This is a genomic window from Fibrella musci (genome assembly GCF_041321105.1).
Taxonomy (GTDB): Bacteria; Bacteroidota; Bacteroidia; order Cytophagales; family Spirosomataceae; genus Fibrella; species Fibrella musci.
Window position 1 is genome coordinate 195,980 of record NZ_JBGGWD010000005.1, and the last position, 26,854, is coordinate 222,833.

The following is a 26,854-nucleotide window of genomic DNA, read 5'->3' on the forward strand; positions in this document are numbered from 1 at the left end:
TCAGAATATATCCCACCAGTCTTTAGCCGGATTGGCAACGGGGGTCGGGGTTGTTACGGTCAGTATGGGATCACTCGTCGGTTGGGGTTCGACCGGATTAGCCACCGCCGCGACGGGCCGGCCGTTGATGAGTTCCCGAATGTTGGCGACCAGCGTCCGGCCCAATTCGGGTTTTACCATCTGTACAAAGTGCGCGTACCCCAGTACAACCTGCCGAATGTCGGCTTCCGGGGCGGGGCTTCCCCAGCTTTTCCCCTCCCAACCTGTCTGCCCAATCTGGTGCAGCAACGCCCGGAACCGGCGTAGCGTAGCCCGGTCGATGCTCGCTTTCTGGTTCACCACGATGCCCGTAACGCGCTGCTGCTGCCCTTTTCGCATCACCGAGATTTTGTCGGGGTGCACTACGAAGCCCTCGCCCTGTACAATCTGCTCTACCGCCCAGATGAGTTGGTTGGCCTGACTGGCAACGCTACCCGTCGCCGAGAAGGTGAGATCGTCGGCGTAGCGGGTATACACGTACCCAAACGCACGGGCCAGACCGTTCAGGCGACGATCGAGGCGGTAAGCGAGCAGGTTGGTCAGCGCAGGGCTGGTAGGCGCCCCCTGAGGCAGGTGCCGGGAGCCGTTGCCGACGTGATACGTTTTGCCGTCCACCTGCAACGCCTGCGTGTCGGGCTCGGTGCAGAGCAGGGCCAGCACGGTGGCGATGGCTTCGCTATAGCCAAGTTTAGCCAGTAGTCCCTTCACACGGGCGTAACTGACGGTAGGGAAGAAGTTTTTCAGGTCGATGTTGATCACCACATCCTGCCCAACATGCGGCAGGGCATTGGTCAGGATCGAACGTTCGGCCCGGAAGCCGTGGGCGTGTTCGGTGGGCTGCACCTTGTTCAGAATATTTTCCAACACCCACAGCTGCGCTTTCTTGAGCCGGGGCATTGGTGCCGAAATCAGCCGTTTTCCACCCGATTTTTTGGTGAGGTGGAAGCGTTTGTAATGCGATACCGTCGAGACGGCCCGGTTGTAGGCCAGAAAACGCAATTCGCTCAGCGACAACTTCATCGCGGTGGCCAAAGCCAGCGGACTCTCGAACTGCGGTAACCCGAACTGGGCCAGGCGAGCCGAGTCGGCGGTGTGGTTAGCCAACGCGGCCGGGTTGCCGTCGCCAAGGTAGGGAATAGCCGTCGCCAGCGTAGCCTGCCAGGCCTCGGCGCGGGCCTTTCGGGCTGCTTCCCGGCGTTGTTTGGTCTCGATGCGGCGCTGCTTGGCCGCGGCCATCCGGGCCTGCCGCATCTCTTTCAGCATGGCGTCGCGGCTCTGAAACCGCCGCTGCCGTTCGAGCAATTGGCTCAGCTCTTTCTGCAACGCCGCATCCTGCGCCACCAATTCGGCGGGAATGGGTTCGTCGTGCTGCGTCCAGAAACCCAGACGAGTCATTTCGGCAATGATAAACTGTTGTTTGGAGCCAAGCTCCTCGATGCGTTTTTGGATTTCCTGGCGGGTCATTCGAAGCGATGAGCAAAGCCGGGAAGCAGCCGAGGGCGTCAGTAGCCTGTAGGTCAGGTCTAGCAAAACCAGTAGCGGGCGAATGGGCGGCAGCCGGGCCAGCCTTCGAACAAACTGAGCACTATGTCAATCAACTCCAGGGGAGAGGGTACTAGTACGACCCTCAGCTCCACAGGAGGCGCACTGTGAGGGTCGTACTAGTACCCTCTCCCCACAGTAACGATTGACGTAGTGATGCGTGTGTAGTCTTGATACCGGAATGACGAATCATCATTCGTTTCCCCGAGGGAAAGGCAAGGTTTTGACGCCCGCCGCACGGCCCACACGCCCGCTTATTGGTTTTGCAAAGTACGCCCCAGCCAGCAGCCGGGCAACAAAAAATGAGTTAATGTGTCCAATTTATCCGCCGTGTTTCATGCGGAGGGCAAGCATATGTTCGCAGGGGCCGGTCATGAGCTTGTGTTGAGCGTAATAGGCGCAGTCGCAGGTAGCCTTACTCAGTCGTTCATCCTGATCGATCAGCAGGTTGGGGTGGTAATCGCGCCCATCAGCCGAACGTACCCGGCCCGTCAGTCGGATGCCTTCGGGGGTTGGCTGCGCGTAGACCTGCACCCCACCGCTGGCCACGAACCGGCGCGCCGCTTCTTCACGGGGATTGGCGAACCGTAACTGCTCCATAGGCAGCGGCTCCTGGGTCAGTTCGCGAACGCGGTATACGCCTAGGTTCAGGTCGTAGATGGCCCGGCCCGCCTGCGTATACGTACCCAGCGCCGCGAGCACGGTCTGACTGTCGAGTCCCGTTTTCTGCACCAGTTCATCAGGGCGGGCAAACCAGGTCTGTTTCAGCGTCTCGAACACCTGCCGGGCCGTACTGGGCAGTACGTCGCCACGCGGGGCCATCAGATCGAAGTTACCCAGCCGCGACCAGTCGTTGGCCGACCAGCCCGACAACCCCAGTGTGAAGGTCATCTCGCCCAGATCGGCCAGCCAGAACGAGGGCAATCCCGAACCGAGCAAACTGACGGTGAAGCGTTTGGCCACGGGCACCAGCCGTTCCAACGTCAGCAGGCGCCGCCGACCCCAGATTCGGATTTCCTGTTCGGTGGGGCCCTCGTAGCGCGAGCGAGCACACACCAGCTCTTTGCCCCACGGATCGAACACCAGCCGCACCGGTTCGCCGGGTGTCAGCCGAAAACGGATGGAGCGCGGCCCGGTTTTTTCTTTGAACCGCCGCAGCATCAGGCAGATGTCGTGTACGTCCATCGGGTGGAGGTGCAGCGTGGTGGCGGGGAGCGTCATGGCCGACGATACCTGCAAAAAACCACGTACCCAGCTATCGGGCAGGTCGATTTTGACTTCCTTGTAATCGGCCTCGCCGGTGGTCTGCACCGAAAACCCGCTGGGGTCGATGCTGAAGTCGGTTTCTTTGTAGTCACGAATCTTCTGGAATTCGTTGTACAGATCATTAGAGTAATCGACGTTGGTGGTACCGCACGCAAACTCGTTGATTTCCCGAAAAACGTTGTAGCTGGCCGACAGCTTGCCGTATGACGACTCATCCTGCGAGAAACATTCGAAGAAGACCTCGTCGGGGTGCACCGTAATGACCGGGTCGAGCACAAACCAGGCGTCTTTGTCGCGCTCCCAGAGGTAGTTGAAGTAGCGTTGGCGAGCTTCGTAATAAGGGCCGGTGTATTTGCCCATTTCTTTCTGCACAGCCTGAAGCTGCCCCTGTACCTCCCGGATTCGCTCCGAAACATCGCTGACGTTCTGGGCCAGCATGTAATCGGCCAGCCAGCTTTCTTCCTGCTGTTTGGCCCATTCCAGATAGGCCGTTTTGTCGCGTGGTACGAAGCGCATATCCGACACCACCACATCGTGCAGGGCCGAAATGGCCTCCCGGAACGCCAGCTTTCGATGCAGTTTCCCGACAAAAAACGTGGGCGTTCGGTTGGTATCGGGCGCAAACGACATCCCCACCGATGAGGCATTGCTCACCACCGAGGTACTTCCGCCGAATTTATAATTGAAGAGCATAGTTGCTGTTTTCTTTAAGCGCGGACGGGCTACACTTCCTGCCGCACGAAGGGTACGGGCGTATCCGGGAATTGATTTTGTAGCGCACTCAGCCATTGCAAACAAGTAGCCTTGTCGCCGATGGCCGATGTCGCCGATACTTCGGTGAGCAGTTGCCCCACAAACCGGGCATTTTCGGCTGACCGCATTCCCTCCTGCCCCAGAAACGCCAGTATACGGTCTTTGGCAAGGCGCCCCTGATTGGCCCGCATCAATACGGTTCGGAAATAAAACGACAGGCCGCGCAGCCGTTCGGGATTGTTGGCGGCGTATTGCTGTAGGTAATTCGTCGTGAACAGCTGCACATTGGCCGACGGGTGCTGGCTGAGTCGCATCAGGTACGTTGGCCCCTGCTCGTCGGTGAAGTAACGGGCAATCAGTTCACGGCCAAACGCCTGAATGTCGGGACGTACCGAGTCGGCCAGGCCCACCAGCGTTTCGGCGTCCCAGTCGTCGGCGGTAAAGGTATCCCGAAAAAACGCGATGGCCTCCTGCCGGGTGTCGTCCCAATGGGCGTCGAGCAGGCGAATGGCTTCGTCGCGTTCATAGCGAATCTGGGGTACGTTGTCGCGGAAGTACTGCCAGGCGTAGCGGCGGAGGGCCAGGGTTTCGTGGTTGCCCAGTGCAATCACCTGCCGAAGGGTCAGCGTGTTGGCGGGCAGGGTACGCAGCGCCTCGGCTCCCACCTGCTGCGCCGGCCCAAACGACGCATAAACCAGCCGCAACACCGTTTGGCGCTCCAACTGTCGTAGTTCGGGTTGTAGCTGCGCCAGTATGAAATCGGCCACGCCCTGATGCTGCCCCTCGGCCACCTCGGCCCGAATGAGTATAGGTATGAGCGCAGCCAGCAGGGCGGTTCCGTAGGTACGTTGGTCACGGGCGCGGGTGGCTACCGACGCCCAGAGCGACTGCCCCCGTTGGGCCGTGGTTGGGTCCGGACTACCCAGCAGCCGGGCCAGCAGCGCCGGGGCAGATAGCGTGTTTTGGCGTTCCATCACCTGCGCCGCCAGTTGCTGATTGACCGCGATGGGGCTATCAAGCAGCTGGTCGATCTGCTCGGCCGACACCCGCTGGAAGGCTTCAGGGGGCAGTAAACCGATCAATCGACTGGCATCCGTAGCTATTTCGGTACCCGTGTCGGACGGTTCGGTAAACTGAAGCAGACGATCGAGCAGGTTTTGCAGGATAACGTCGCTATGTTGGCGTGATTTAGGGAGCGCCGGATACTGACCAATCAGCCACTGGCGCACATCGGCATGCGGCGAGAGGATCATATCGATTACTGTGGCTGGGTCGGTCAGGTACGTGGCGGGCTGGTTACCGACATACTCAAGCCCCAGTTGTCGGACATCGGCCACGGGGCTGCTAATTAGTAGGGGAATCAGCGTCGGATCGGGTTGCGTGGCCATCCGTTTCCGAACCAGTTCGACGCCCCACCGAGCCGGAATCTCAAACGGTGACGCCAGCAATTGCCGCAGCAGGGGCAGATCGACCCGTTTCTCCAGTTGAGAATAATCGGGGTGGCGGGTCAGGTTGCGGTAGGCGAAGGCGTGAATTTCATCGACCCGCGCCTGCACCAGTAACTGCACATAGGCCTGCGGGAGTTGGTCCCAGAGCGCCGGGTAGGGTTCGTCACGGGCTGCTGCAATAACTGGCTCGGGTACGTCGGGCGTGTTCGGTTTTTTACCCAGCAACTGCGCAACCCGGTCGATCAGCGAATCGATCAGTCCTAGTGTTTCGGCCGGGTTTACCCACTCCGTACGGACCCGCACCTCTTTATGTTGCCAGCGCGACCCGGCCAGTTCATACTGCGTGCTGTTGCCAAACAGAATCTGGTTGAGCAGCACGGCCTGTGCATAGGCGGGTATGACCCGGTCCTGGTAATCGTATGACCGGGTGTTGTAGTTCCAGTGGTAGGTTGTCTCTACCCTCGACGCGGTATAGTCTGTTGCTTTGTCGTAGCTGAGCAGAATGGCCGTTGCCAGCCGTACATAGCCGAGATCGGTCGCTTCGCCCAGCGAGGCCAGATGGAAGCGGGCCCGTCGTTGCAGGTACGCCCGTGTATCCTTCGAATAGGCGAGTCGGCTATCGGGTTTACGGAGTTCGGCTTTCACCTTCACCCGTTCGCCCAAAATGCCGACATATAGAAGCGGGTCTTTGCTCTTCTCGTCGTCATACGACCAATAAACCGGCTTAGTGAAATAAGCCCTCGATTGCTCGAAGCGGTAGGCGAACAAGCCCAGCACCTCGAAATCGTCACGCAGTTCGGCAAGCTTATACAGGTGTCGGACATGCCGGAAATAGGGTGGCTGTAATGGAATTTTCCGTAGACAGGTCAGCAAGGGCTTACGCACCACAGGGTAGTCGATCGCCAATGCGTACAGGTCTTCCAGCAGTGGGTAGCCCGTTGGATTTGGCGGCAATACCTGATCGGTCAACTCAAGGGCGAAACGGGCGGCATTCCCGTTGAACAGAGCCGTTTGGAGGGCAGGCGGAAGCCGTTGCCGAATGCTGTCCAGGTACGTTACCCGAGCCTCTCCGGTGAGCAGATGCAGTAAAGCTTCAGCCGCGATACGCCGGACTTTATCGCTGTAGGCCGTGTTGGTGGCATAGGTATCCACGGTGCGGACAATCGCTTCGTCGACCGGTTCGTCGGCAGGCCGGGCGGCTCCACAGCGGGCAATGGCCCACAGTGTCGCGTAGCGATGAACGTCATCCGCCTTTTGCCCACCCGCCCGCTCAATAAGGCGCACCAGCAGCGGCAACAGATCGACCAACCGGCGTTCGCCCACCTGCCAGATCACCCGCGACGGTTTCCAGACTGTTTTGGCCTTGTTATCACCTGCCGCCAGCGCCCGAATCCGCCGCCGGATGGCGTCGTCGGGTGAACTGGGTTTCTCATCGGGGGCCACTGGATCAGGGAGGGGTGGCGGCGGGGTAGCCAGACCTACTTCCGACAAATAGCCCTTTTTCCGCTTCTCCATTTCCAGGGCATTGAACACCGCTTCGGCCTGGGGCAGGCTGACAGGCGCGGTTGTCTTGGAACCCTCCTTTAAGGCCGCCCCCCGCTTCCCGAACCGAAAATTGACGACATACTGCCCGGTACCGACCTCGCACAAATCGACCTCGTATACCTTGTCGGAAGTGCCTTCTTTGAAGTAAAGTTTTGTCTGCTTAACTAGCTTCATCGTTCCCGCTGTTACGGCCGGTAAGATAGTCGCGAAACCGATTAAGTAGCCTGTTTAGTTAGGAAGCGTTTAGCTATCGCCACACCTATCACAGCAAACAATTGACTAACAATTAGTTTTGCGCAAGTCAACATTGGCTTAGGCGGGCGGACTCGCTAGTTGCCCATTCCGCCTTCGACCCGTTCAGTACTTTCGGGGGCTTCGGGCGAGAGCTGATCGCTGAGAATGAGCGCGGCTATTACACCCGAGGTAATCAGTAACACCGCCACGGCCCCCAGTTTGACGAACAGCCCTACCCCAATCAGCACGACACCGGCTCCGATACGGACCAGTACGCCCCGCTGAAAACTGACGTGCGACGGCCCCGAATGCAGGGTGGTCAGGCTGATAACGGCCTCGGCGAACAGGTACGTAACTACGGACCCAATCAGCAGATGATGCACCGGGCGCGGTAGTTCGGGCTGATCGACTGCTTCAATGGCTTTGGCAATCGCTACGCCATAGCCCGTCAGGGCGAGCGTCAGCGGCAGGTGCGTATACAACCAGACCGTGTACCGTCTGACAGCCGGTTGACTCGCCGCTTTGTCGTCGTCGTGGTGCTCGGCCAGTTTGCGAACGGCATCGTCGTCGAGCCGATCGAAATAGGCCCACCACAGGCCAAAAATGATGATGCCACCTAAAATGGCGACCCATATCGCGTTGGGAACGAAGGTACTGTCCGATAAACCGGTCACAACACCCGTCACGGCCTGCCCCAGCACCAGCAGTGTAAACAGCCCGTACCGCTCGGGCAGGTGACGTACGTCGGGCGGAAAGTCGACGTGCAGTTTACCACCCGACGTGAGGGGCGTACCCAGTTCGATCAGCAGGGCCAGCGCCCACAAGCCATAGCGATAAGGGGGTTCCACCCAAATCGACCCAATCCAGATTAGCATCGAGATCGAAAACCCGATCCCAATGACTCGCACGTAAGGACGTGCCTCGGGGATGTACCACCAGGCTCTCGCGTAATCGATCAGCAGAATGACCCGCACACTCGCATAAGCCAGTGCGTAGACCATCGAGCGTTCTTCGGTGGCCTTGCTGATCGACGCGCCCAGAACAAACAAGCCTATCAGTTGCGCACCGCCGAGCAGCCGATGCACCACATCGTCGGTGTTATCGAAACGGGTAGCATAGTGCGTTTGGCCGTTCCAGAGCCACCAGACAGGTATGTATAGCAGCAGGAATTCAAGCATATTGACCTTGTCGAGCGAGGTAGCCAGGCGCATCGCCAACTGCATCACAATCGCCGTATAGGCCAGATCATTGAGCAGTTCAGCCCAAGAGGTACGTCGTTCACCCGACGTTTCCTCGGTGCGGAGAGTAGGTACGTTGCGTTTCTTTTCGTCGGAATCAGCCATCGTTCGGTAAAACCTATTTCCCTACAACCTAATTCGGTTGGTGGGTGGCCCTACATATTGAGGTAACGTCGATATATCCGCTTGCTAAAGCTAAAAAATCATCATCCAGAGTACCCTGACTATCAGCCCCGTACATTTATCAATGAGCATATTACGATTTACTCGTAAAAAAATACGGACAACTACCTGTCACCTTTTTCGGGTTGCCCGGTCTAATTGACTGTGGAATAGAAACGGACTGCAAGCGAGTTTATCGCCTGACCATAGCGGATCTGTCATGAGTCATCTATCATGTTCAGCCGTCACTAATGACCACTCTTAGTTGGATAAAGCACCAGAAAAGCCCCAGCCGTTTGAGCTGAGGCTTTTTTTATGCCCAATGCATTCGCCTAGCTACACAAGCGGAGCGCTGTGCTGACCAAGTCAGTTTGGCTCAAAAGCACAAAAAAAGCCCTCAACTGGGGAGTTGAGGGCCTGGTCGTGACCGATACGGGAATCGAACCCGTGTTACCGCCGTGAAAGGGCGATGTCCTAACCGCTAGACGAATCGGCCGTCTTGTCAAAGACCTGAGCGCCGTACTGACTAAGTCAGCCCGCCGTCAGCGAATCGTGGTGCAAAAGTACGGTTCTGTTTTTAATCTGCAACCCGGAGCTCCATTTTTTTTGTAAAAACTGGCTCGAAGCGACAACTAGGCCTCCAACGGGTTCGGTGTTGATGCACTACCTGATTCAAGCTGGTAACTCATCGGTTATAGGGGACCAACAAGGGGATTTTCTCCAAAAAACGGGCAATACATGCAGTTCATCGAAAACCATCATATGATTCTTTTTGAACAGACCACCTTTGAGCCATCAAATCGCCAAGCCAACAGCAACCGTCATGTGCGTCTCTTCTACATCCCGCCAGTCACTCACCGATGAACTCCTTATCCAGACTTACTTTACGACTCGCCCCAGCTACTGTTTCGAGCAGTTGTACAAGCGCTATCAGCAGAAAGTCTATCGTCGGTGCTTATCCATGACCCGCGATGCAGATACGGCGCAGGACTACACGCAAGACATTTTCATTCGGATGTTTTCCCGACTGGACCGGTTCCAGGGCCGTTCGTCGTTTTCGACCTGGTTGTATTCGATTGCTTACAATTACGTGCTGGATCAACTGCGCCTGAGTAAACGCCTGCCGACGGGCCAGTTGGACGAAGCCTATGATTACCCCGGCTTCCGCAGCGACGATAGCGCCGAACTGCTCGAAACAAGTCTGCAACAGTTAGGCAAAGCCCTCGGCAGCATCTCGAGCCAGGACGCCAGCATTCTGCGATTAAAATACCAGGATGGTCTCGACGTGCGGCAGATCGGCTCGCAGCTCAACATTCAGGAGAGCGCAGTGAAGATGCGGCTGAAGCGCTCACGCGACCGGGTGAAACGCCTGTGCGAAGTAGCCTATTAATAATCTACAACCGAATATCATTAGTAACACCATTCACACCGCTTCAAGCAACGAACCCCGCTGGTCTGACCGGCGGGGTTTTCGTTTAGTAACAGCGCGTAGAGCAGCACCCGGTTTTTAAGTAATTGATACTCCGTCCCTCCATCCGTCACTGTGGCGCAGAGTTATAGGCTTATTACCGTTCCGTATTATTGCTGAATACAGAACACCATGAAAGCCGAATGCGGTCCGGAGCGATGTCCTAACCGCTATATGAATTGGTTGTCTTGTCAAAGACCTGAGCGCCACACTGACCAAGTCAGCTTGGCTCAAAAGCACAAAAAAAGCCCTCAACTGGGGAGTTGAGGGCCTGGTCGTGACCGATACGGGAATCGAACCCGTGTTACCGCCGTGAAAGGGCGATGTCCTAACCGCTAGACGAATCGGCCGTCTTGTCAAAGACCTGAACGCCACGCTGACCAAGTCAGCCCGCCGTCAGCGAATCGTGGTGCAAAAGTACAGCTGTGTGCGTAGAATGCAATATTTACCCCCAAAATTTTCGCCCGAAGCGCTATCCACCTCTAATTACTACTATTTTTGACCAGCAACAATTCGCTCAATCTCAACCGCTTTCCCCACTTCCATCGGCATGAAAAAAATGTTAGGCTTCGGCCTGCTTGCCAGTCTGTTTCTCTCCTCCCCCGCTCGTCTTCAGGCCCAGAGCACGCTACCGGCGCCCGCTCAGTTTCTTGGGTATGCTATCGGCGAACGCTATACCCCCCACCACCGTGTACTAGCCTATGCAGAGCAGATTGCCCGCCAACAACCCAATCGGGTGAAAGTGGTTCCGTATGGCACTACGTATGAAGGCCGTCAGTTGGCCGTGGTCGTGATTGCCAACGAAGCCAACATGGCCAGGCTCGACGAAATCCGTACCGACAACCTCAAACGCATCGGCATGCTGCCCGGCCAACCGTCGGGGAGGGCGCTGCCCGCCATTCAATGGCTGAGCTACAACGTTCATGGCAACGAAGCCGTTAGTTCGGAGGCCTTCATGGAAGTGCTTTATGGCCTGCTGGAACCCACCAAAGCCAGTCCGTCGCCGAGAGCCCAGTTTACGGTATCGCCCAAGATTCTGGAAACGAGCGTGGTCATTCTCGACCCCGGCCTGAACCCCGACGGCCACGACCGGTACGTAAACTGGTACAACCAGATGCATGGCCGCGTGGCCGACCCCACACCCTTTGCCCGCGAGCACAGCGAACCCTGGCCGGGCGGGCGTTACACGCACTACCTCTTCGACCCTAACCGCGACTGGGCCTGGCAAACGCAGGAGATCACCCAGCAGCGCATGGCCCTGTACCAGCAATGGATGCCCCACTTGCACGGCGATTTTCACGAAATGGGCGTCGAAAGTCCCTACTACTTTGCGCCGTCGGCCAAACCGTATCACGAAGACATCACGCCCTTTCAGCGGCAGTTTCAGGGTATCGTGGGGCAGTATTGCAGTCGTTATTTCGACCGGAACAACTGGCTCTATTACACCCGCGAACGCTTCGATCTGTTCTACCCCAGCTACGGCGATACGTACCCAACCTACAACGGGGCCATCGGCATGACCTACGAGCAGGGGGGCAACAGCCGCGCTGGCCTGGCCATTCGGAAGCTGGACGGCGATACGCTTACGCTGCGCGAACGCATTGATCACCACGTAGCCTCGTCGTTTGCCACGCTCGAATCAGTAGCCGACCGGTCGGCGGAAGTGGTGAAGGAGTTCGGTACGTTTTTCGATAATGCCCAGCGCAACCCCGTGGGTACGTTCCGTACGTATGTGGTGAAAAGTGGCGGCGACGCGGGCAAGCTAAACGCCCTCCGCCAACTGCTCGACCGGAACCAGATCCGGTACGGCGTGGCGGGTAGCAATCAGACGATTTCGGGCGGCAGCACCTCGGCACCCAGAAAAGGGAAAGCCGCTACCAAATCGACGGGTGGCGGGGTGTATAACTACTTCACACAACGCAACGAAGGCAGCTTTAACCTCGCGCCGGAAGACCTGGTCATCAGCGCCTACCAGCCGAAGTCAACGCTACTGAAAATCCTATTCGAGCCCACGTCGACCCTCGAAGATTCAGTTACCTACGACATTACGGCCTGGTCACTGCCTTATGCCTTTGGCTTGCAAACCTACGGCCTGACGACCCGCCTCGATCCCGTTTCGGCCCCGCAAGCGGTCAGTACGGCCGCGTCGATGAGCAGTGAGCGTCCGTATGCTTACCTGGCCCGCTGGCAGTCGATGCCGTCGGTGCAGTTGCTGGCAGGTTTGATGAAAAATAAAGTCCGGGTACGTGCCGCCGAGAAGCCGTTTGAACTCGATGGCCAGTCGTATGGCGCAGGTACGTTGCTGATCACCCGAGCGGGCAACGAGCGACTCGGCAACCGCTTCGATGAACTGGTTCGGCAGGAGGCGGCCGCGCTGGGCGTAACGCTGACGCCGGTTAAGACGGGCTTCGTGAGCAAAGGGTCTGATTTTGGCTCTGATTTCGTAATGACACTAAAAGCGCCCCGCGTGGGCGTGGTGTCGGGCGACGGGCTGGTACAAACAGCCGTGGGCGAGGTGTGGCATTATTTCGATCAGGAACTGAAATACCCCGTGTCGATGATTAACGGGGCCGACCTCGGTAACGTCGACTGGACGCAGCTTAATGTGCTGGTACTGCCCAACGGCTACAATTACGGCCGCATTCTGAACGACCGCGTGCTGGCAAGCATCCGAGAGTGGGTACGTGGGGGCGGCAAGCTGATAGCCCTCGAACGGGCAGCGGGCGCGCTGGTCGGTAAAGAAGGGTTCGACCTCAAAGAGAAAGACGACAAACCCGACAAAGCCAAGAAAGCCCTGACCGATTCGCTGAAAACCTACGCCGAGCGGGAACGTGCCGCCGTATCGGACGAAACGCCGGGCAGCATCTACCGTCTGAACCTCGACGCCACCCATCCGCTGGGCTTTGGTTTGTCGGGCGGGTATTATGCGCTGGTCAACGAAGCCCATAACTACGATATTCTGAAAGATGGCTGGAACGTGGGCTACCTGAAAGACACGAACCTGGTGGCGGGTTTCGCCGGTAAGAATGCCAAGGAGAAACTAAAGCAAACGCTGGCCGTGGGCGTTCAGGACCTGGGCCGTGGGCAGGTGATTTACCTCGCCGACGATCCGCTGTTCCGGGGCTTCTGGTACAGCGGCAAGCTACTGTTTGGCAATGCCGTCTTCTTTTAGCCGTTGAACCGTAAAAGCCACTGCGTCTGCCTAAGCGCAGTGGTCTCATTATCCTTCTAGGCCTGCATGGGGGTAAACCTCTTTCTTTTTACCTTTTACAGGTAGTACCTACAAATTCCAAACTGCATGAATACGTTTCAGATTAAAGATAACCCGACGGTTTACGATGTGGCCATTGTAGGGTCCGGTGCGGGCGGGGGTATGGCGGCTTACATGCTGGCGAAAGCCGGTGCGAAAGTCGTGCTGCTCGAAGCGGGTGGCTACTTTGACCCGGCCGACCCAAAATACATTACCCAGCTGAAATGGCCCTACGAATCGCCCCGGCGCGGTGCAGGTACTACCCGGGCGTTCGGCGATTTCGATGCGGCCTGGGGTGGCTGGCAGATCGATGGCGAACCGTATTCGGCCAAAGACGGCACCGAATTTCACTGGTTCCGGTCGCGGATGCTGGGCGGACGGACCAACCACTGGGGTCGTATTTCGATGCGCTTTGGTCCGGACGATTTCCGGCGGCGGTCGCTCACAGGCATCGGCGACGACTGGCCGATTACGTATGACGACATTGCACCGTTCTATGACCGCGTCGATAAACTCATCGGCGTATTTGGCTCGAAAGAAGGGCTCCGCAACGAACCCGACGGTCATTTTCTGCCCCCACCGAAGCCGCGTCTCCACGAAATGCTGCTCCAAAAAGGCGGCAAGAGCCTGGGGATTCCCGTGATCCCGTCGCGCCTGTCGATTCTGACCAAAGCCATCAATAATGAGCGCGGGCAGTGCTTTTATTGCAATCAGTGTAACCGTGCCTGTCAGGCTTACGCCGACTTTTCGTCGTCGTCGGTACTTTGCATTCCAGCCGTAAAAACGGGCAACGTCACGCTCATCAACGGAGCGATGTGCCGCGAAGTAATGACCGATCCTAAAACGGGCCTGGCCACGGGTGTAAGCTACGTACATACGGGCACTATGCAGGAGCATACCGTACGGGCGAAAGCCGTCATGCTGGGCGCGTCGGCCTGCGAGTCGGCCCGGATTCTGCTCAACTCCAAGTCGTCGCGCTACCCTAACGGGCTGGCCAACGGCAGCGGTGTGATCGGCAAATACATCAACGACTCGACGGGGGCCTCGCGTGGGGCGTTCGTACCGGCGCTGATGGACCGGGTACGTTACAACGAAGACGGCGTGGGCGGTATGCACGTGTTTACGCCCTGGTGGCTCGACAACAAGAAACTGGACTTCCCCCGTGGCTACCACATCGAATACGGCGGCGGCATGGGCATGCCGTCGTTCGGGTTTGGCTTCGGCCTGGAAGGCATGAACGGTAAGTATCCTTATGCCGATGGCCAGAAGCGGCCCGCCGGGGGCTACGGCTCACGCCTGAAGGAAGACGCCCGCCGATTCTACGGCGCTTACGTCTACATGGCCGGACGCGGTGAGCCAGTGCCTCTGGAAAGCAACTACTGCGAAATTGATCCGAACAAGGTCGATAAGTACGGTATCCCGACGCTGCGGTTTAACTACAAATGGTCGGACGCCGAGGTGAAGCAGGCCAAGCACATGCAGGACACGTTCGAGGAAATCATCCATTCGATTGGTGGGGTACCACTGGGCGAAAAACCCGGCCCGAACACCAACCACGGCTACGGCCTCGAAGCACCCGGTAAGATCATCCACGAAGTAGGCACGGTGCGGATGGGCAACGACCCCAAAAAGTCAGCCCTGAATGGCTATCAGCAGGCACACGAGTGCAAAAACCTGTTTGTGGTTGATGCCGCCCCGTTCGTCTCGCAAGGCGACAAAAACGTTACCTGGACGATTCTGGCCAGTTCAATGCGCACCAGCGAATACCTGATCGATCAGGTGAAGAAGAAAAATATTTAAGCGGAGTTTAAAGTTTGACGTCTAACGTTTAATGTTTCGGCTCTGTCCATAATCCTAAACGTCAAACCGCAAACCTTAAACGTCAAACCTCGTCCATGGCAACTATCCAACGCTTCGAAGAGCTTAAATCCTGGCAAAAAGCCCGGGAGTTAGCTAACAATGTGTATGCCCTATCCAAACAGGGAGAGTTTGCCAGAGATTATGATTTGAGGAGTCAAATTCGCCGTGCTTCCGGATCAGTTATGGATAACATAGCGGAAGGATTTGAACGTGGTGGCCGAAAAGAACTGATTCAGTTTCTCAGTATTGCCAAAGGTTCATCTGGTGAAGTACGCTCACAATTATATCGCGCGCTCGATCAGGCTTACATTGATCAACCCACTTTTGACGCTTTGTATACGAAGGCAGAAGACATCAGCAAGTTGATTGCCAATTTCATAGTCTATCTCAACAAGTCAGATGTAAAAGGGAATAAATACATGGTTTCCGAGCCATTGACCGATTATGTCACGCACTAACCTTAAACGTTGGACATCAAACGTTAAACGAATCCATGAAACGTAGAGACACCCTGAAAGCCCTGTCGCTGACGGGCTTTGGCCTGGCCGTGGGGCCCGTTGAGGCAGCCGTACCGGCACCACCCGACAAGAAAGTGCCCGTGAAAGCCGGGCCGGGGCGACAGCCTTTCGAGGTAGCGCGCGATGCCAAGCTGCACGCCGAAACCTTCTTTACCCCCGCCGAGATGAAAACGCTCACCCTGCTGTCGGACATTATTCTACCGGCCGACGCCAAGTCGGGCAGCGCATCACAGGCGGGCGTACCGGCTTTCATCGAGTTTATGGTGAAAGACGTACCCAACTACCAGACGCCGTTTCGCGGAGGCCTGGCCTGGCTCGACAACCAATGCCGGAAACGCTATGGCAAGCCTTTTGCCGAAACGACACGTACCCAGCAGATCGAAATGGTCGACCTGATCGCCTACCCTGAGCAGGCCAAACCCGAGACCTCACAGGGCGTGGCGTTCTTCAACCTGATGCGCAATTTCACCATCAGTGGCTTCTACACCAGCAAAATGGGCATCGCCGACCTCGGCTACATGGGCAATACTCCCAACCAATGGGACGGCCCCCCCGAGGCCGTCCTGAAGCAGTACGGACTGGTGTAAGGAGGTTTGACGTTTAAGGTTTAAGGTTTAAGGTTTAAGGTTTGACGTTGCTTTGCTTGTCAGTCATTCGGGTGATCAGCCAGGCACGTTAGACGTTAAACCTTAAACTTTAAACTTATTTTTGCCCCGTATGGAACAACAATCCCTTTTCCAGCGGCTGCGGCCTCACCTGCTTTTTGTTTTCGGGCTCTTCCTGCTGACCTCTCTCTACTTTCTTCCCGCCTGGCAAGGCAAAGAACTTCAGTTACAGGACGTGCGACAGGGCAACGCCGCCACCATCGAACTCCGTAAATACAAACAGGAAACCGGCCAATTTCCCAACTGGACCAATGCTCTCTTCAGTGGCATGCCCGGTTACCTGATTGCCCACGATTACCCCAATACCTTCGTCGGCTCGGCCACGGCGGCGGTGCTGCGGCTTTTCCCCCGCCCCATCGACGTGGTATTCGTGCAGATGCTCAGCATGTATGTACTGCTGGTCCTGCTGCTGAGTCCACCCAAACGCCCTGATGAGGCCGATACGCCACGCCTGTCGGGCACGGCGCGGGGCTGGATGGCGGCGATGGGCGCTGCGGCCTATGGGCTCGCCTCCTGGAACCTCATCACCATTGAAGCGGGTCACATCTCGAAGATTCTGGCGCTGGGTTATGCCCCCGGTATGCTGGCGGGGTTGGTGCTTTGCCTGCGCGGCCAATACTGGTCGGGGGCCGCGCTGACGGCCCTTTTCACCTGCTTGAATATCAGTGCCAACCACGTTCAGATCACCTACTACCTGTTTCTGTGTGTGGGTCTGTATGTACTGATCGAAGGCATTCGGCTCGTGCGGGCCAGTGAAGCCCGTCGACTCGTGATCGGGCTGGTCATTTTCGGGCTGACAACGGGCATCGGTATGGCCTCGTACAGCAAGCGGTTGCTGCTGCTGAACCAATACTCAAAAGAAACCACGCGCGGTAAGTCGGAACTGACGGCCAAAACAACGGCACCCACCGCGCCCGGTCAGGCCGCCGCAGCGGCCAAACCCGCCGACGGACTCGACGAAGAATACGCTTTCCAGTACAGCTACGGCGTAGGGGAAGCGCTAACCATGCTGATACCCAACCTCTACGGTGGTCTGGCGGGTGCGGGTGAACTGGACAACAAATCGGAAACATACAAGGTGCTGAGCGACCGGGGACTGGCCGCCGACGAGATCATCGGGCAAATCCCGACGTATTGGGGCGAAACCAACGGCCCGGCCTACGCGGGCGCCATTCTGGTGTTCCTGTTTGTGCTGGGATTACTCATCAACCGTTCGTCGTTGCGCTGGTTTATGCTGGGTGGTTTGCTGCTGACGCTGCTGCTGGCGATGGGCAAAAACATGCTGTGGTTCAACGGGTTGCTGTTTGCCTACCTGCCTTACTTCAACAAGTTTCGGGCCGTAACCATGACGCTGACCATGACCCCGATTTTTCTCGGCGGTGGCGCCGCGCTGGCCCTGTATACGATACTGACCGAGAAACCCACGTTCAAGGCCATTCAGCGGCCGTTTCTGATTGCCTTTGGCCTCACTGGCGGGCTGGCGCTGCTGCTGGCGCTGCTGGGCGGTAGCCTGCTCGACTTCCGGGGACCAAACGATGTGGCCATGTTTGGCGCTGAAGGCACCGACATCCTGCGCGCCCTGCAAAACGACCGGGCGAGCCTGCTGCGGGTCGATGCCTTCCGGGCGTTTTTCTACATCGCGCTGGCCGCCGGCCTGATCTGGTTCTACCTATCGGGCAAACTGAAAGCAGGCCTTCTGCTCCCGCTGCTGTTTGTGCTCAACACCGTCGATGTGTATAGCCTGGGGCGTCGGTTTATCAATACCAAGAGCTTCATTCCCCGCTCGACGGTCGACTCGGCCTTTGACGAAACGCCCGCCGATGCGCAGATTTTACAAGACAAATCGCTCAGTTATCGGGTGCTCGACAACTCGGGCAATTTCATGAACGACAACCGGGCATCGTATTTTCATAAGTCGATTGGGGGCTACAGCGCGGCTAAGTTGCAACGGTACCAGGAGTTGATCAGCTACGCGTTCCAGAACAACAGCGATAACATCCTGAACATGCTCAACGCGAAGTACATCATCGCGCCGCAGCTTGACAGCACCGGCCGGCCGGTTGGGCAACCCATCGCGCAGCAAAACCCCAATGCGCTGGGCAACGCCTGGTTTGTGCAGACGGTGAAAACCGTTGCCAACGCCGACGAAGAAATGGCCGCCATGAAAACGCTGGAGGCCCGCACCACCGCCGTTGTCGATCAGCGCTACGCCGAGCAGCTGAAAGGGCTACCAGCCTTGTCGCCTGCCGGCACCATTCAGTTGACGGCCTACAACCCGGATAAGATGACCTACCAGAGCGATAGCCCGACCGAGCAGGTGGCCGTCTTCTCGGAGATCTTCTACCGGGGTAACGACGACTGGAAAGCGTACATCGACGGCAAAGAAACGCCCCATTTCCGGGCCGACTACGTGCTGCGGGGCCTGCGCGTTCCGGCGGGTAAGCACACCATCGAATTCCGGTTCGATCCGCCCATCGTCGCGCTGGGCAACACGCTGGATCTGGTCATGAACCTGATTCTGATCGCGCTCGTAGCGGCAGCGGCCTGGTTTGGCCTGCGCCATAAACAGCCGGTTACGGCCTGATTTTTTCGACCGACACTACGGCAATGCCATCGCTTCACGGTGATGGCATTGCTGTTTTATCCTAACCAACGATGAACTACAACAACCGAACGTTCCGTGCGGTGAGCAACACCGACAATGGCGAAGTGACCACCGATACGCTGTTTTATTACCAGCAGGAATCGAACGTGATCGTCGCCATTTACGAAGGGGGCCGCGTGGCGCAGGGGCATCTGATGGGCTTGGTCGATGCCAACGGTAACCTGACCTTCAGTTACCACCACATCAACACCGACGGCCAGCTGATGGCGGGCCACTGCCGCTCGGTGCCGGAAGTGCTCCCCAGCGGTAAACTTCGCCTGCACGAAACCTGGCAGTGGACTACCGGCGACGGCTCCTCAGGTACGTCGATTATCGAAGAGGTGTAGGGAAATAAACCTCGGAGCGCGATCTTCACTGATACGTTTGTCACACACTATGAATAAATCAGTTACTATGTCGACAACTGTGCGCTTCGCCCTGGCCCTCCTGCTCGTGAGCACCCAGGCCATCAGTCAGGTTACAGAAAAAGGATTCGTTCTGATCGGCCAACTAGAAGGTGCTGATTCCTTAAAAAAAGCGGTGTTAACTCGCCTCGACAGCAGACAGGCAGATACGGTAGCTATCAACCAGGGGCGGTTTACCTTTTCAGGGAACGTGCCGCGCCCGACGGTAGCCTTGATCGGGACGGATAAGGTTAGGGCCGGGCTGGGCGTATGGCTCACCAACGACACGATACGAGCCACGTTCAACGTAGTTAGTTACAGCGAACGCTTCAGGTTGCTACAGCCTCTATCCGTATCAGGCCCCTCGGAATCAGTTGATTACTTGGCGAATATGAACGCGTTGAACCACTATAACAAACTTGACTTAACAAAAGAGAAACGCAATCAGCTTAAAGCTGACTTCATTTACGCGTATGTCAGCAAGCACCCGAATTCGGCTTATGCCGCGTTCTTCCTGCGCATGAACGCCGACTACATCGCGCCCGATATAACGAAAGAATTGCTGGCTTCCCTTTCGCCCGCGCTTCAGCAATCGGAGGAAGGCGAGTCTATCCGAAAAACGATTGCGCGCAACGAAGCCACAACGTTGGGGAAGACCGTTGGGAACCTGACGCTACCTGATCAGACGGGTCAGCTACAGACCGTCAACACGACAAGTAAGCCTTTCACGCTGCTTTATTTCTGGGCGTCGTGGTGCGGTCCCTGTCGTAAACACAACCCTGATTTGGTCAGGCTTTACAAACAAGTCGATCCGGGGCGGTTACAGCTCATTAGTGTGTCACTGGATACTGACAAGTCGGCTTGGCTGAAAGCGATCGGGCAGGATGGGCTGCAATGGACGCAGCTCTCCGACTTAAAAGGCTGGGAAAGCCCCGTTGCCAAGCAGTTTGCCCTGTTCGGCATTCCCCAAACTATCCTTCTCGATCAGAGCGGCCGAATCATCGCGGTCGATGCTTCCGAGGCAAGTCGGTTACTTACCGCCCGGTAGCCCAATAGGCAAGGTGACCATGCTTTACCATCGGGTCGATTCATTTCTCGCTATTCATTAGTGCTGACACTTGCCGCGAGTCGCTAGGGATTGCGACTCTACCCGAAAACCAATTCACTGCCATTCTCGCTTACCGTCAACGTACCTGACACACCAACCGGCAGGGCCAGATTACGCCCTTCGTGGCCGACGGGCCACTCGTAGGCAACGGGGTACGTATAGGTCGATACCGCCTCGGCGATGAGTTCGGCGGCAGTTTTGCCAATGGGGTTCGTCTGGTTGTCGCGCATGTCGGCGAAGTTGCCTACGAGCAAACCTGCTAGCTCTTGCAACTTACCCGCCCGGCGCAGTTGGGTCATCATCCGATCGATACTGAACAGGGTTTCGTCGATGTCTTCGATGAACAGGATCTTTCCCGACCAATCGACTTCCGACGACGTACCCAGTGTATGCACCAGCATGGAGAGATTACCACCCGCCAACGTACCTGAGCCCATACCGGGGCGGTTGAGCGGATGCGCCGCAGCTGTGTATGGGTTGAGCCCGCCCTGCCCTAGCAGGGTTACCTCGCCAAACAGCCACTGTCGCAGCGTTTCGATGTCATCGGCAGTACCGCTAAGGCGAAACTGGCGGGGCATAATGGCGTGCAGGCTGGCGATGCCCTGCTGCTGAGCGTGGGCCAACAACACCGTAATATCGCTGAAACCCACCAGCCATTTGGGATGGGTCAGCAAAGGTGTCAGGTCGAGTTGTTCGATGAGCCGGTAAGAACCGTAGCCGCCACGGGCCGCAAAAATAGCCCGCACCGCCGGGTCGTTGATGGCGCCTTGCAGATCGGCGAGGCGCTGGGCATCGGTGCCGGCAAACGCCCCGTACTGTGCTGTCAGGTACGTTCCTTCCCGAACGGTGAGCTGCCAGTCCTGGCGCATCACCCGAAACGCATCCCGAAGATCATCGTACGGAAATGGACTGGCTGGCGCGACGATCGTCACGGTATCGCCAGGTTGTAAAAAGGGGGGAAACTGCATGTATGTACGTAATGAACAACGAATCGTGCATGATGTACAATGGGCTAGCCAGCGTACATCATACATTATGCACGGTTCATTTAATTCAGCGAAACGCTTTCGGTCTCGTCGAGTCTATCCAGGTCGATGGTCACCGTGCCTTCGCCTTCCATGCTGCCGCTAAACATGGGCTTGAACTTTTCACCCCACCGCACTTCATTGTAGCGGTACGAATAACGGCAGTGCACGGTCTGGTTGAAGGTGTCTTCGACGCCGCGCAGCAAAATTAGAAACTCCGCGTCAGAGTCGGCGAGTTGCTCGGCCGTAGAATTGTAGAGCGGGCTATCGTCGGTAATGGGATGCACCAGCGTCCAGTTGGCAGGAAAGAAATTAACCTTGGTACGCTCTAGTTTCAGGCCGTAATAGCGGCGGTAGCGGCTACCATCGGCTTTGGTTTCGAGGCGCGACAGCGACACCTCTACCTGCACATCGATCAGTTGGTTACCGCGCTCGTTGATGATGCGGAACATCCAGCCGTTGATATCGAGGTAGGGGGCAAAAACGGCATTCCGGGAGAACCGAATGTGGGCCACCGGGCGCGAAAAACGGCCGTAAAGCAGCCCCGTTGCCAGCGCAAACAGCAACAGTCCAAACATCGACTCGATGGCTGCGAGGCCGCTCGTCCAGTAGCCGACGGGGCTGATGTGGCCATAACCAACGGTGGTGAGCGTTTGTGAGCTGAAGAAAAAAGCGCCCATGAACCGCCCGACTGGCGTGTCGGGCGTTACATTCTCGATACCCGACAGGTTCTCGTAGCCCAGCAGGCTGTACAGCGTAGCAAAGATTACGTTGGACGACAGGTAGAAGGTCAGCACCAGTCCCAGAAACTTAATCCAGGGGATGGTAATCAGCCGGTGGTAAATATTGATGCTGTTCCAGAAACCCTGGTTCCGCCGGTTGACGTTAAACGTACCATCTTTATTGATCAGCCGCGAAACCGACTCGTTGATTTTGGTGCCAAAGCCAAGGTCTTTCCGTTGCTCTTCCTGCTCCAGCAGTTCGCTATTGCCCCGGTGCTGATCAACCAGCCGCTGCTTTACCATCGTGTCCGCGGCGCCGTCGTTGCTAAAATTCGCCTTTGAATTGGTGGTATCTTTTGTTTCCATACGCGGGGTAACTTGTGCTGATAGTACAATTCTGAACGTCGTTTAATTCAGAGACAACTAATTTGGCCGAACAGGCATCTATTGAGTACCAGCCGTTCGTTATTTAGCGCAACCGACCGCCTGATGTTGCTCACCATGAAACAGTTTACACGCCAGCTTTTTTTTCTGCTTCTCTCCTACTCAGCTCTGGCACAGGGTATCCGGGGCGTTGTCAAATCCGGTACGGGCGAGGCGATGTCGTTTGCCACGATCTCAGCCAAAGGCACCACAACGGGCACCATCGCCAACGAAGAGGGCCGCTATGAACTGGCGCTGAAGCCGGGTCAATACGAAATCGTCTTCCAGTTTCTGGGCTTTAAATCGGAGGTACGTTCCATCACCGTGGGCAGCGAGTTTCAGGAACTGAACGTCACGATGGCACAACAAGCCATTAATTTACAAGACGTTAAGATCGGCAAAAACACCGAAGACCCCGCCGTGAGCATCATGCGCCGGGCCATTGCCAAAGCCCGTTTTCACCAGCTACAGGTGAAAAGCTACGCCGCACGGGTTTACACGCGGTCGTCGGTGACGGTGACCAAGCTGCCGTTGACCTTTCTGTACCGGGAACAACTCAAAAAAGCCGAGAAAGAAGCTAACTTCAAAGTGGGGCGACCGATGCTGAACGAAACAGTGGCCGAGGTCAACTTCACCTCGCCCAACACCGTGCGGCAAACGATCGTCGCCAACCGCAACTCCCAGTTTGATCAGGTCGTGCCGAGCAATTATTACGAAGCGAACCTGTACAAACCCAAGCTGCTGGGAGCCGCCTCGCCCCTCGCCCCCAACGCGTTCTCGTATTACAAATTTGAATATGGGGGTACGTTCCGCGAGCAGGGCGTCGATGTCTCGAAGATCAGTGTGATTCCCCGGCAGTGGGGCGACGGCGTGGTGCGGGGTACGTTGTATATCATCGAAGACACCTGGGCGGTGCACAGCCTCGACGTAGAAACCTGCACTGAAGAGGGTTTCAACATCCGGCTCAAGGCCGTTTGTAGCCCTATTCAGAACGTCTGGATGCCTGTCAATCAGCAGTTTTCGTTCAACGGTTCGTTTATGGGGGCCGAAGCCAACGGGCAGTATGTGCGCAGCCAGACGTTCCGCTCGTTTGTGATCAATCCAGCCTTTGTGGAGGATATCAAAGTGGTGGATGAGCGGTTCAACGCCCCCCCGCGCACCCTCACCAAAGGCGACGTGAAAAACGGGACCTTTGCCGATCAGGTGGCGAAGCAGAAAGAGTTTTCGACCAAAAACCTGAAGCAGCTCATCAAACAATACGAGAAGGAAGAGTATAAAAACCGCAAGAAGCAGGACCCGAACGTGGCCGTTGTTCGCGACGATTCCACAGTGATCGACTCACTGGCCCGCAAACGCAGCATGACGTTCTGGGATTCGCTACGGTCGGTGCCACTCACGCAGGCCGAGCAGGTCAGCTACAAAAAAGCCGATAGCCTGGTGGTGGTGCGGAAAGTGCAGGCACAAAAAGACAGTGTCAAGACGGCAAAAACTAACAGACGGCGTAAGAGTCCGCTGGGCCTGCTTGCCGGCGACACCAACTGGAAACTGGGCAAACAGGCCCAGCTGACCTTCAGTGGCCCTCTGTCGGGCGAGAGTTTGCAGTTCAATACCGTGGAGCAGTGGCCCATCGTTGCCTCACTGCGCTACACTCACCGCTTCGACACCCTCAACAAGCCAACCTCTCCCCGGTTCAGCGTTGGTGCCACAGGCCGCTATCAAACGGGGCGTGATCAGTTTGTCGGGTTTGGTAGCCTCGGCTATTCGGTAAAAACGACGCAGGTCGATCTATCGGGCGGGCGGTACGTGGCTCAGCTTAACCCGGATAATCCCATCAGCCCCAACCTGAATGCCCTGATCACGTGGTTGTTCGAGCAAAACTACATGAAGCTGTACCAGAAAGATTTTGCCCGGTTCAGTGTAACCACGCAGCCACTCGATGGCCGGCTCACCGTGGGGGGCAGTCTTGAGTGGGCCGAGCGTACCGAACTCACGAATTACAAGGAGAACATTAAGCCGCTGATCGACTGGAATCAGTTCGCCTACACGCCCAACCGCCCCGCTACGAGCGAGGTAGAAAGCGCCGGTTTCGCGACCAACCAGGCCCTGACGCTGAATCTGTTCACGACGCTTCGGCTGGGTCAGGTACGTTACCGCATCCGGAACGGGCAGCGGGTACGGCTCCGCAACGACGACGCCCCCACCCTGACGCTCAACTACCGCAAGGGCATCAGCGACTGGGCTGGCTCCGATGTCGATTATGACTTTGCCCAGGCCACCTGGCGTCATTCGTTTGATACGGGCATCCGCAGCCGATTGGCTTATCAACTCTCGGCGGGTGGTTTTCTGAACAACCGGTCGGTGTTCTTTCCCGATTTCAAGCATTTTCAGGGCAACGAATTCTTCTTCCAGATTGGTGATCCTGTCAGTTCATTCCGGTTTCTCCCCTATTACCAATATAGTACCCGCAGCCGTTTCGCCGAAGCGCACGTGCTGGGCGAGTTTCGGCAGTTACTCCTGACCCAGATAATGCCACTCCGGCTGCTTGGCTTGAAGGAGAACCTGTTTGTCAATTACTTAGCCACGCCAGCCAGCCGAAACTACACCGAAATCGGCTACGGCATCGACGGGCTTATCCCGACAGTGTTTCCGTTTTTCCGTGTCGAAGTAGTAGGTCGGTTCCAGGGCGGCACGTACCTGGGCACGGGTGTTCGCATCGGTACTACATTGAAATTTGGCCGGTAACGACGTACCTGACGTGCAGTGCCGTTGGCAAAAATTACTGACGCAGGGGGCGCGGCCGTTGGTACAAATTGCTGACGCAGGGGAGACGCAAGGGATTGCGTCTCTACATATCCCATATATTTACGGAAACGCACATTAACCGTTCCATGTACAAACCTGTATTGACCGCCCTGTTGCTGGCGACGTTTGCTTTAGGTTGCAACGTAAAAAGCAAGAATGTCGAGGACGACAAAACGGCCTCAGCCCCCACCAACACAACCGTAACGGCAGAAGGCGATGCCGCCGCCAAAGTGGACGCTAAAACGGACGACGTTGCCGCCGCTGATCTGACAGGTACGTCGGCCAGCACCCCGCCGGGCAAGGTTGCCGATGCCGCCACGATTCTGAGCCGGAAACAGGTGCCGATTCTATGTTACCACCAGATTCGGGAGTGGCGTGGCTCAGACTCGAAAAGCGCCAAAGACTACATCTGCCCCACGAGCGTCTTTGCGCAGCACATGCAGATGCTCGCCGACAGCGGTTATCATGCCATCACCGCCGATCAGCTCTATGCTTACCTGACCACCGGCGCGAGCCTGCCCGAGAAACCCATCTTCCTAACGTTCGACGACGGTGATCTGGATCAGTATGAAAACGCGCTGCCCATTCTGAACAAGCACGGATTCAAGGCCATGTTCGGGATCATGACGGTGGCCATTGGCCGCCGGGGCAAGCAGCCGTACATGGACAAGGGGCAGATTAAAGACCTGGCCGACAAAGGCCATGAGGTGAGCTGCCACACCTGGGACCACCACAATGCCAAGAAATACACCGCCGCCGACTGGACGACGCAGGCCGTGGAGCCCAAGAAAAAGCTGGAAGACATTACGGGGAAGCCGGTGAAGTATTTCGTGTATCCGTTTGGTCTCTGGAATCACGAGGCGGCGGCTGAGCTGCAAAAGCTGGGGTATCTGGCCTCCTTCCAGCTGTCGGAAAAGAAACGCGACGAGCAATACCCGCTGCAAAGCGTCCGCCGTATCATCGCCAGCGGTTACTGGTCGGCCAAAACCCTCCGTAACAGCATGGTGGGAAGCTTCAAAGGATAGTTGTTTAATTCAAGGTTCAACGTCCAAGGGGTCCAAAGTGACTGGCGCATTAGTAAGCCTGCGCCAGTCACTTTGGACCCCTTGGACGTTGAACCTTGAACTAAATATTGTGCTGTAAACTCTTCTTGATCTCTTTTACGCGATCGTTGAAGGTGAGCTGCTGAATATCGACGTCGGGCATTTTGGTGGCGTCGAGCAGGTCCATCACGGCGGGGTGGTGCGGAATGCGCTTGCCCGTTTCCACGCTGATGTATTTTGAGGTCACCCAGAGCACATTTTTCAACTGCGCCTTGCGGTCGTCGGTCATGTAATACTCGGTCACGGTGGTGTCTTCGTCGAAATAAATCACCCGCGACATAATCCGGACCCACTCGCTGACGTAGGCCGGTCGCACGTAGGCAATCTGATGCTGATACACCACCCAGCTCGATTTGTACTCGTGGAACAGCTGCGCCGGGGCAAAGCCATAGAGCTTCGCCACCTGATCTTCGCGGGCGTTGAAGTAATAATCGAAATACTTGGCGTTGTTGAGGTGCTGCAACGGGTCGCAGTCCTGAAACCGAATAATCATCCGCGATTCGGTCTCGACCGGGTACGTCCGGCTCGGGTCACGTTGGAACATAAAAAACGGTTTCCAGTTTCCAGTTTGGCGTTTCCAGTTGGCAGACGCGTCTCTGTCTGGCGTCAGCCAACTGAAAACGCCAAACTGGAAA

17 protein-coding genes and 2 tRNA genes are annotated in these 26,854 nt (G+C 56.8%); 10 read left to right on the forward strand and 9 right to left on the reverse strand.

The window, feature by feature from the left end; all coding sequences use genetic code 11:
- The 5 genes from ACAW74_RS17235 to ACAW74_RS17255 all read right to left on the reverse strand — a co-directional run bounded on the left by ACAW74_RS17235 (position 1) and on the right by ACAW74_RS17255 (position 8,723).
- Complete coding sequence (locus tag ACAW74_RS17235) at positions 1-1,503, reverse strand: reverse transcriptase domain-containing protein (protein WP_370699459.1); 1,503 nt, start codon at positions 1,501-1,503, stop codon at positions 1-3.
- Positions 1,504-1,902: 399 nt separating this feature from the next.
- The gene (locus ACAW74_RS17240) at positions 1,903-3,540 is read right to left on the reverse strand and encodes an SWIM zinc finger family protein (protein ID WP_370699460.1); all 1,638 of its coding nucleotides are present in this window, start codon (positions 3,538-3,540) and stop codon (positions 1,903-1,905) included.
- 29 nt (positions 3,541-3,569) lie between these two features.
- Positions 3,570-6,767 carry a hypothetical protein gene (locus ACAW74_RS17245; RefSeq protein WP_370699461.1) on the reverse strand — a complete coding sequence of 1,066 codons (3,198 nt, stop codon included), beginning with the start codon at positions 6,765-6,767 and terminating at the stop codon, positions 3,570-3,572.
- Between the two features lie 155 nt (positions 6,768-6,922).
- Positions 6,923-8,170, reverse strand: coding sequence for a low temperature requirement protein A (locus tag ACAW74_RS17250; protein ID WP_370699462.1), 1,248 nt, complete (start codon positions 8,168-8,170; stop codon positions 6,923-6,925).
- A gap of 481 nt (positions 8,171-8,651) precedes the next feature.
- Positions 8,652-8,723: transfer RNA gene (locus tag ACAW74_RS17255), tRNA-Glu, on the reverse strand.
- A 327-nt stretch (positions 8,724-9,050) separates the two neighbouring features.
- Between ACAW74_RS17255 and ACAW74_RS17260 the strand changes: the two genes are divergently transcribed.
- On the forward strand, positions 9,051-9,617 hold the full coding sequence (locus ACAW74_RS17260) for an RNA polymerase sigma factor (RefSeq protein WP_370699463.1): 567 nt from the start codon (positions 9,051-9,053) through the stop codon (positions 9,615-9,617).
- 356 nt (positions 9,618-9,973) lie between these two features.
- Here ACAW74_RS17260 and ACAW74_RS17265 read toward each other — a convergent pair.
- Positions 9,974-10,045, reverse strand: a tRNA-Glu gene (locus ACAW74_RS17265).
- Positions 10,046-10,245: 200 nt separating this feature from the next.
- On the opposite strand from ACAW74_RS17265, the gene ACAW74_RS17270 reads away from it, so the two are divergent.
- From ACAW74_RS17270 to ACAW74_RS17300, 7 genes are all read left to right on the forward strand, one after another.
- Positions 10,246-12,867, forward strand: coding sequence for a M14 family zinc carboxypeptidase (locus ACAW74_RS17270; RefSeq protein ID WP_370699464.1), 2,622 nt, complete (start codon positions 10,246-10,248; stop codon positions 12,865-12,867).
- 126 nt (positions 12,868-12,993) lie between these two features.
- The gene (locus ACAW74_RS17275; RefSeq protein WP_370699465.1) at positions 12,994-14,745 is read left to right on the forward strand and encodes a GMC oxidoreductase; all 1,752 of its coding nucleotides are present in this window, start codon (positions 12,994-12,996) and stop codon (positions 14,743-14,745) included.
- Positions 14,746-14,840: 95 nt separating this feature from the next.
- Positions 14,841-15,263, forward strand: coding sequence for a four helix bundle protein (locus tag ACAW74_RS17280; RefSeq protein WP_370699466.1), 423 nt, complete (start codon positions 14,841-14,843; stop codon positions 15,261-15,263).
- A gap of 35 nt (positions 15,264-15,298) precedes the next feature.
- Positions 15,299-15,910, forward strand: coding sequence for a gluconate 2-dehydrogenase subunit 3 family protein (locus tag ACAW74_RS17285; RefSeq protein ID WP_370699467.1), 612 nt, complete (start codon positions 15,299-15,301; stop codon positions 15,908-15,910).
- 130 nt (positions 15,911-16,040) lie between these two features.
- Positions 16,041-18,572: a hypothetical protein gene (locus tag ACAW74_RS17290; protein WP_370699468.1), complete on the forward strand. Its 2,532-nt coding sequence runs from the start codon at positions 16,041-16,043 to the stop codon at positions 18,570-18,572.
- A 71-nt stretch (positions 18,573-18,643) separates the two neighbouring features.
- The gene (locus tag ACAW74_RS17295; RefSeq protein ID WP_370699469.1) at positions 18,644-18,979 is read left to right on the forward strand and encodes an avidin-fold protein; all 336 of its coding nucleotides are present in this window, start codon (positions 18,644-18,646) and stop codon (positions 18,977-18,979) included.
- A 49-nt stretch (positions 18,980-19,028) separates the two neighbouring features.
- Positions 19,029-20,084 carry a redoxin domain-containing protein gene (locus ACAW74_RS17300; protein ID WP_370699470.1) on the forward strand — a complete coding sequence of 352 codons (1,056 nt, stop codon included), beginning with the start codon at positions 19,029-19,031 and terminating at the stop codon, positions 20,082-20,084.
- Positions 20,085-20,182: 98 nt separating this feature from the next.
- Here ACAW74_RS17300 and ACAW74_RS17305 read toward each other — a convergent pair whose 3' ends face one another.
- Positions 20,183-21,112 (reverse strand): S66 peptidase family protein, encoded by a 930-nt coding sequence (locus ACAW74_RS17305; protein ID WP_370699471.1) that lies wholly within the window; start codon positions 21,110-21,112, stop codon positions 20,183-20,185.
- An 80-nt stretch (positions 21,113-21,192) separates the two neighbouring features.
- Entirely contained in the window at positions 21,193-22,194 is a 1,002-nt protein-coding gene (locus ACAW74_RS17310) for an ion channel (RefSeq protein WP_370699899.1), read from the reverse strand.
- Between the two features lie 198 nt (positions 22,195-22,392).
- On the opposite strand from ACAW74_RS17310, the gene ACAW74_RS17315 reads away from it, so the two are divergent.
- Both ACAW74_RS17315 and ACAW74_RS17320 read left to right on the forward strand, forming a co-directional pair.
- The gene (locus tag ACAW74_RS17315; protein ID WP_370699472.1) at positions 22,393-25,056 is read left to right on the forward strand and encodes a DUF5686 and carboxypeptidase regulatory-like domain-containing protein; all 2,664 of its coding nucleotides are present in this window, start codon (positions 22,393-22,395) and stop codon (positions 25,054-25,056) included.
- Positions 25,057-25,202: 146 nt separating this feature from the next.
- Positions 25,203-26,141, forward strand: a complete 939-nt coding sequence (locus ACAW74_RS17320) for a polysaccharide deacetylase family protein (protein ID WP_370699473.1) — start codon at positions 25,203-25,205, stop codon at positions 26,139-26,141.
- A gap of 100 nt (positions 26,142-26,241) precedes the next feature.
- Here ACAW74_RS17320 and ACAW74_RS17325 read toward each other — a convergent pair whose 3' ends face one another.
- On the reverse strand, positions 26,242-26,763 hold the full coding sequence (locus tag ACAW74_RS17325) for an acyl-CoA thioesterase (protein ID WP_370699474.1): 522 nt from the start codon (positions 26,761-26,763) through the stop codon (positions 26,242-26,244).
- Positions 26,764-26,854 lie beyond the last annotated feature (91 nt).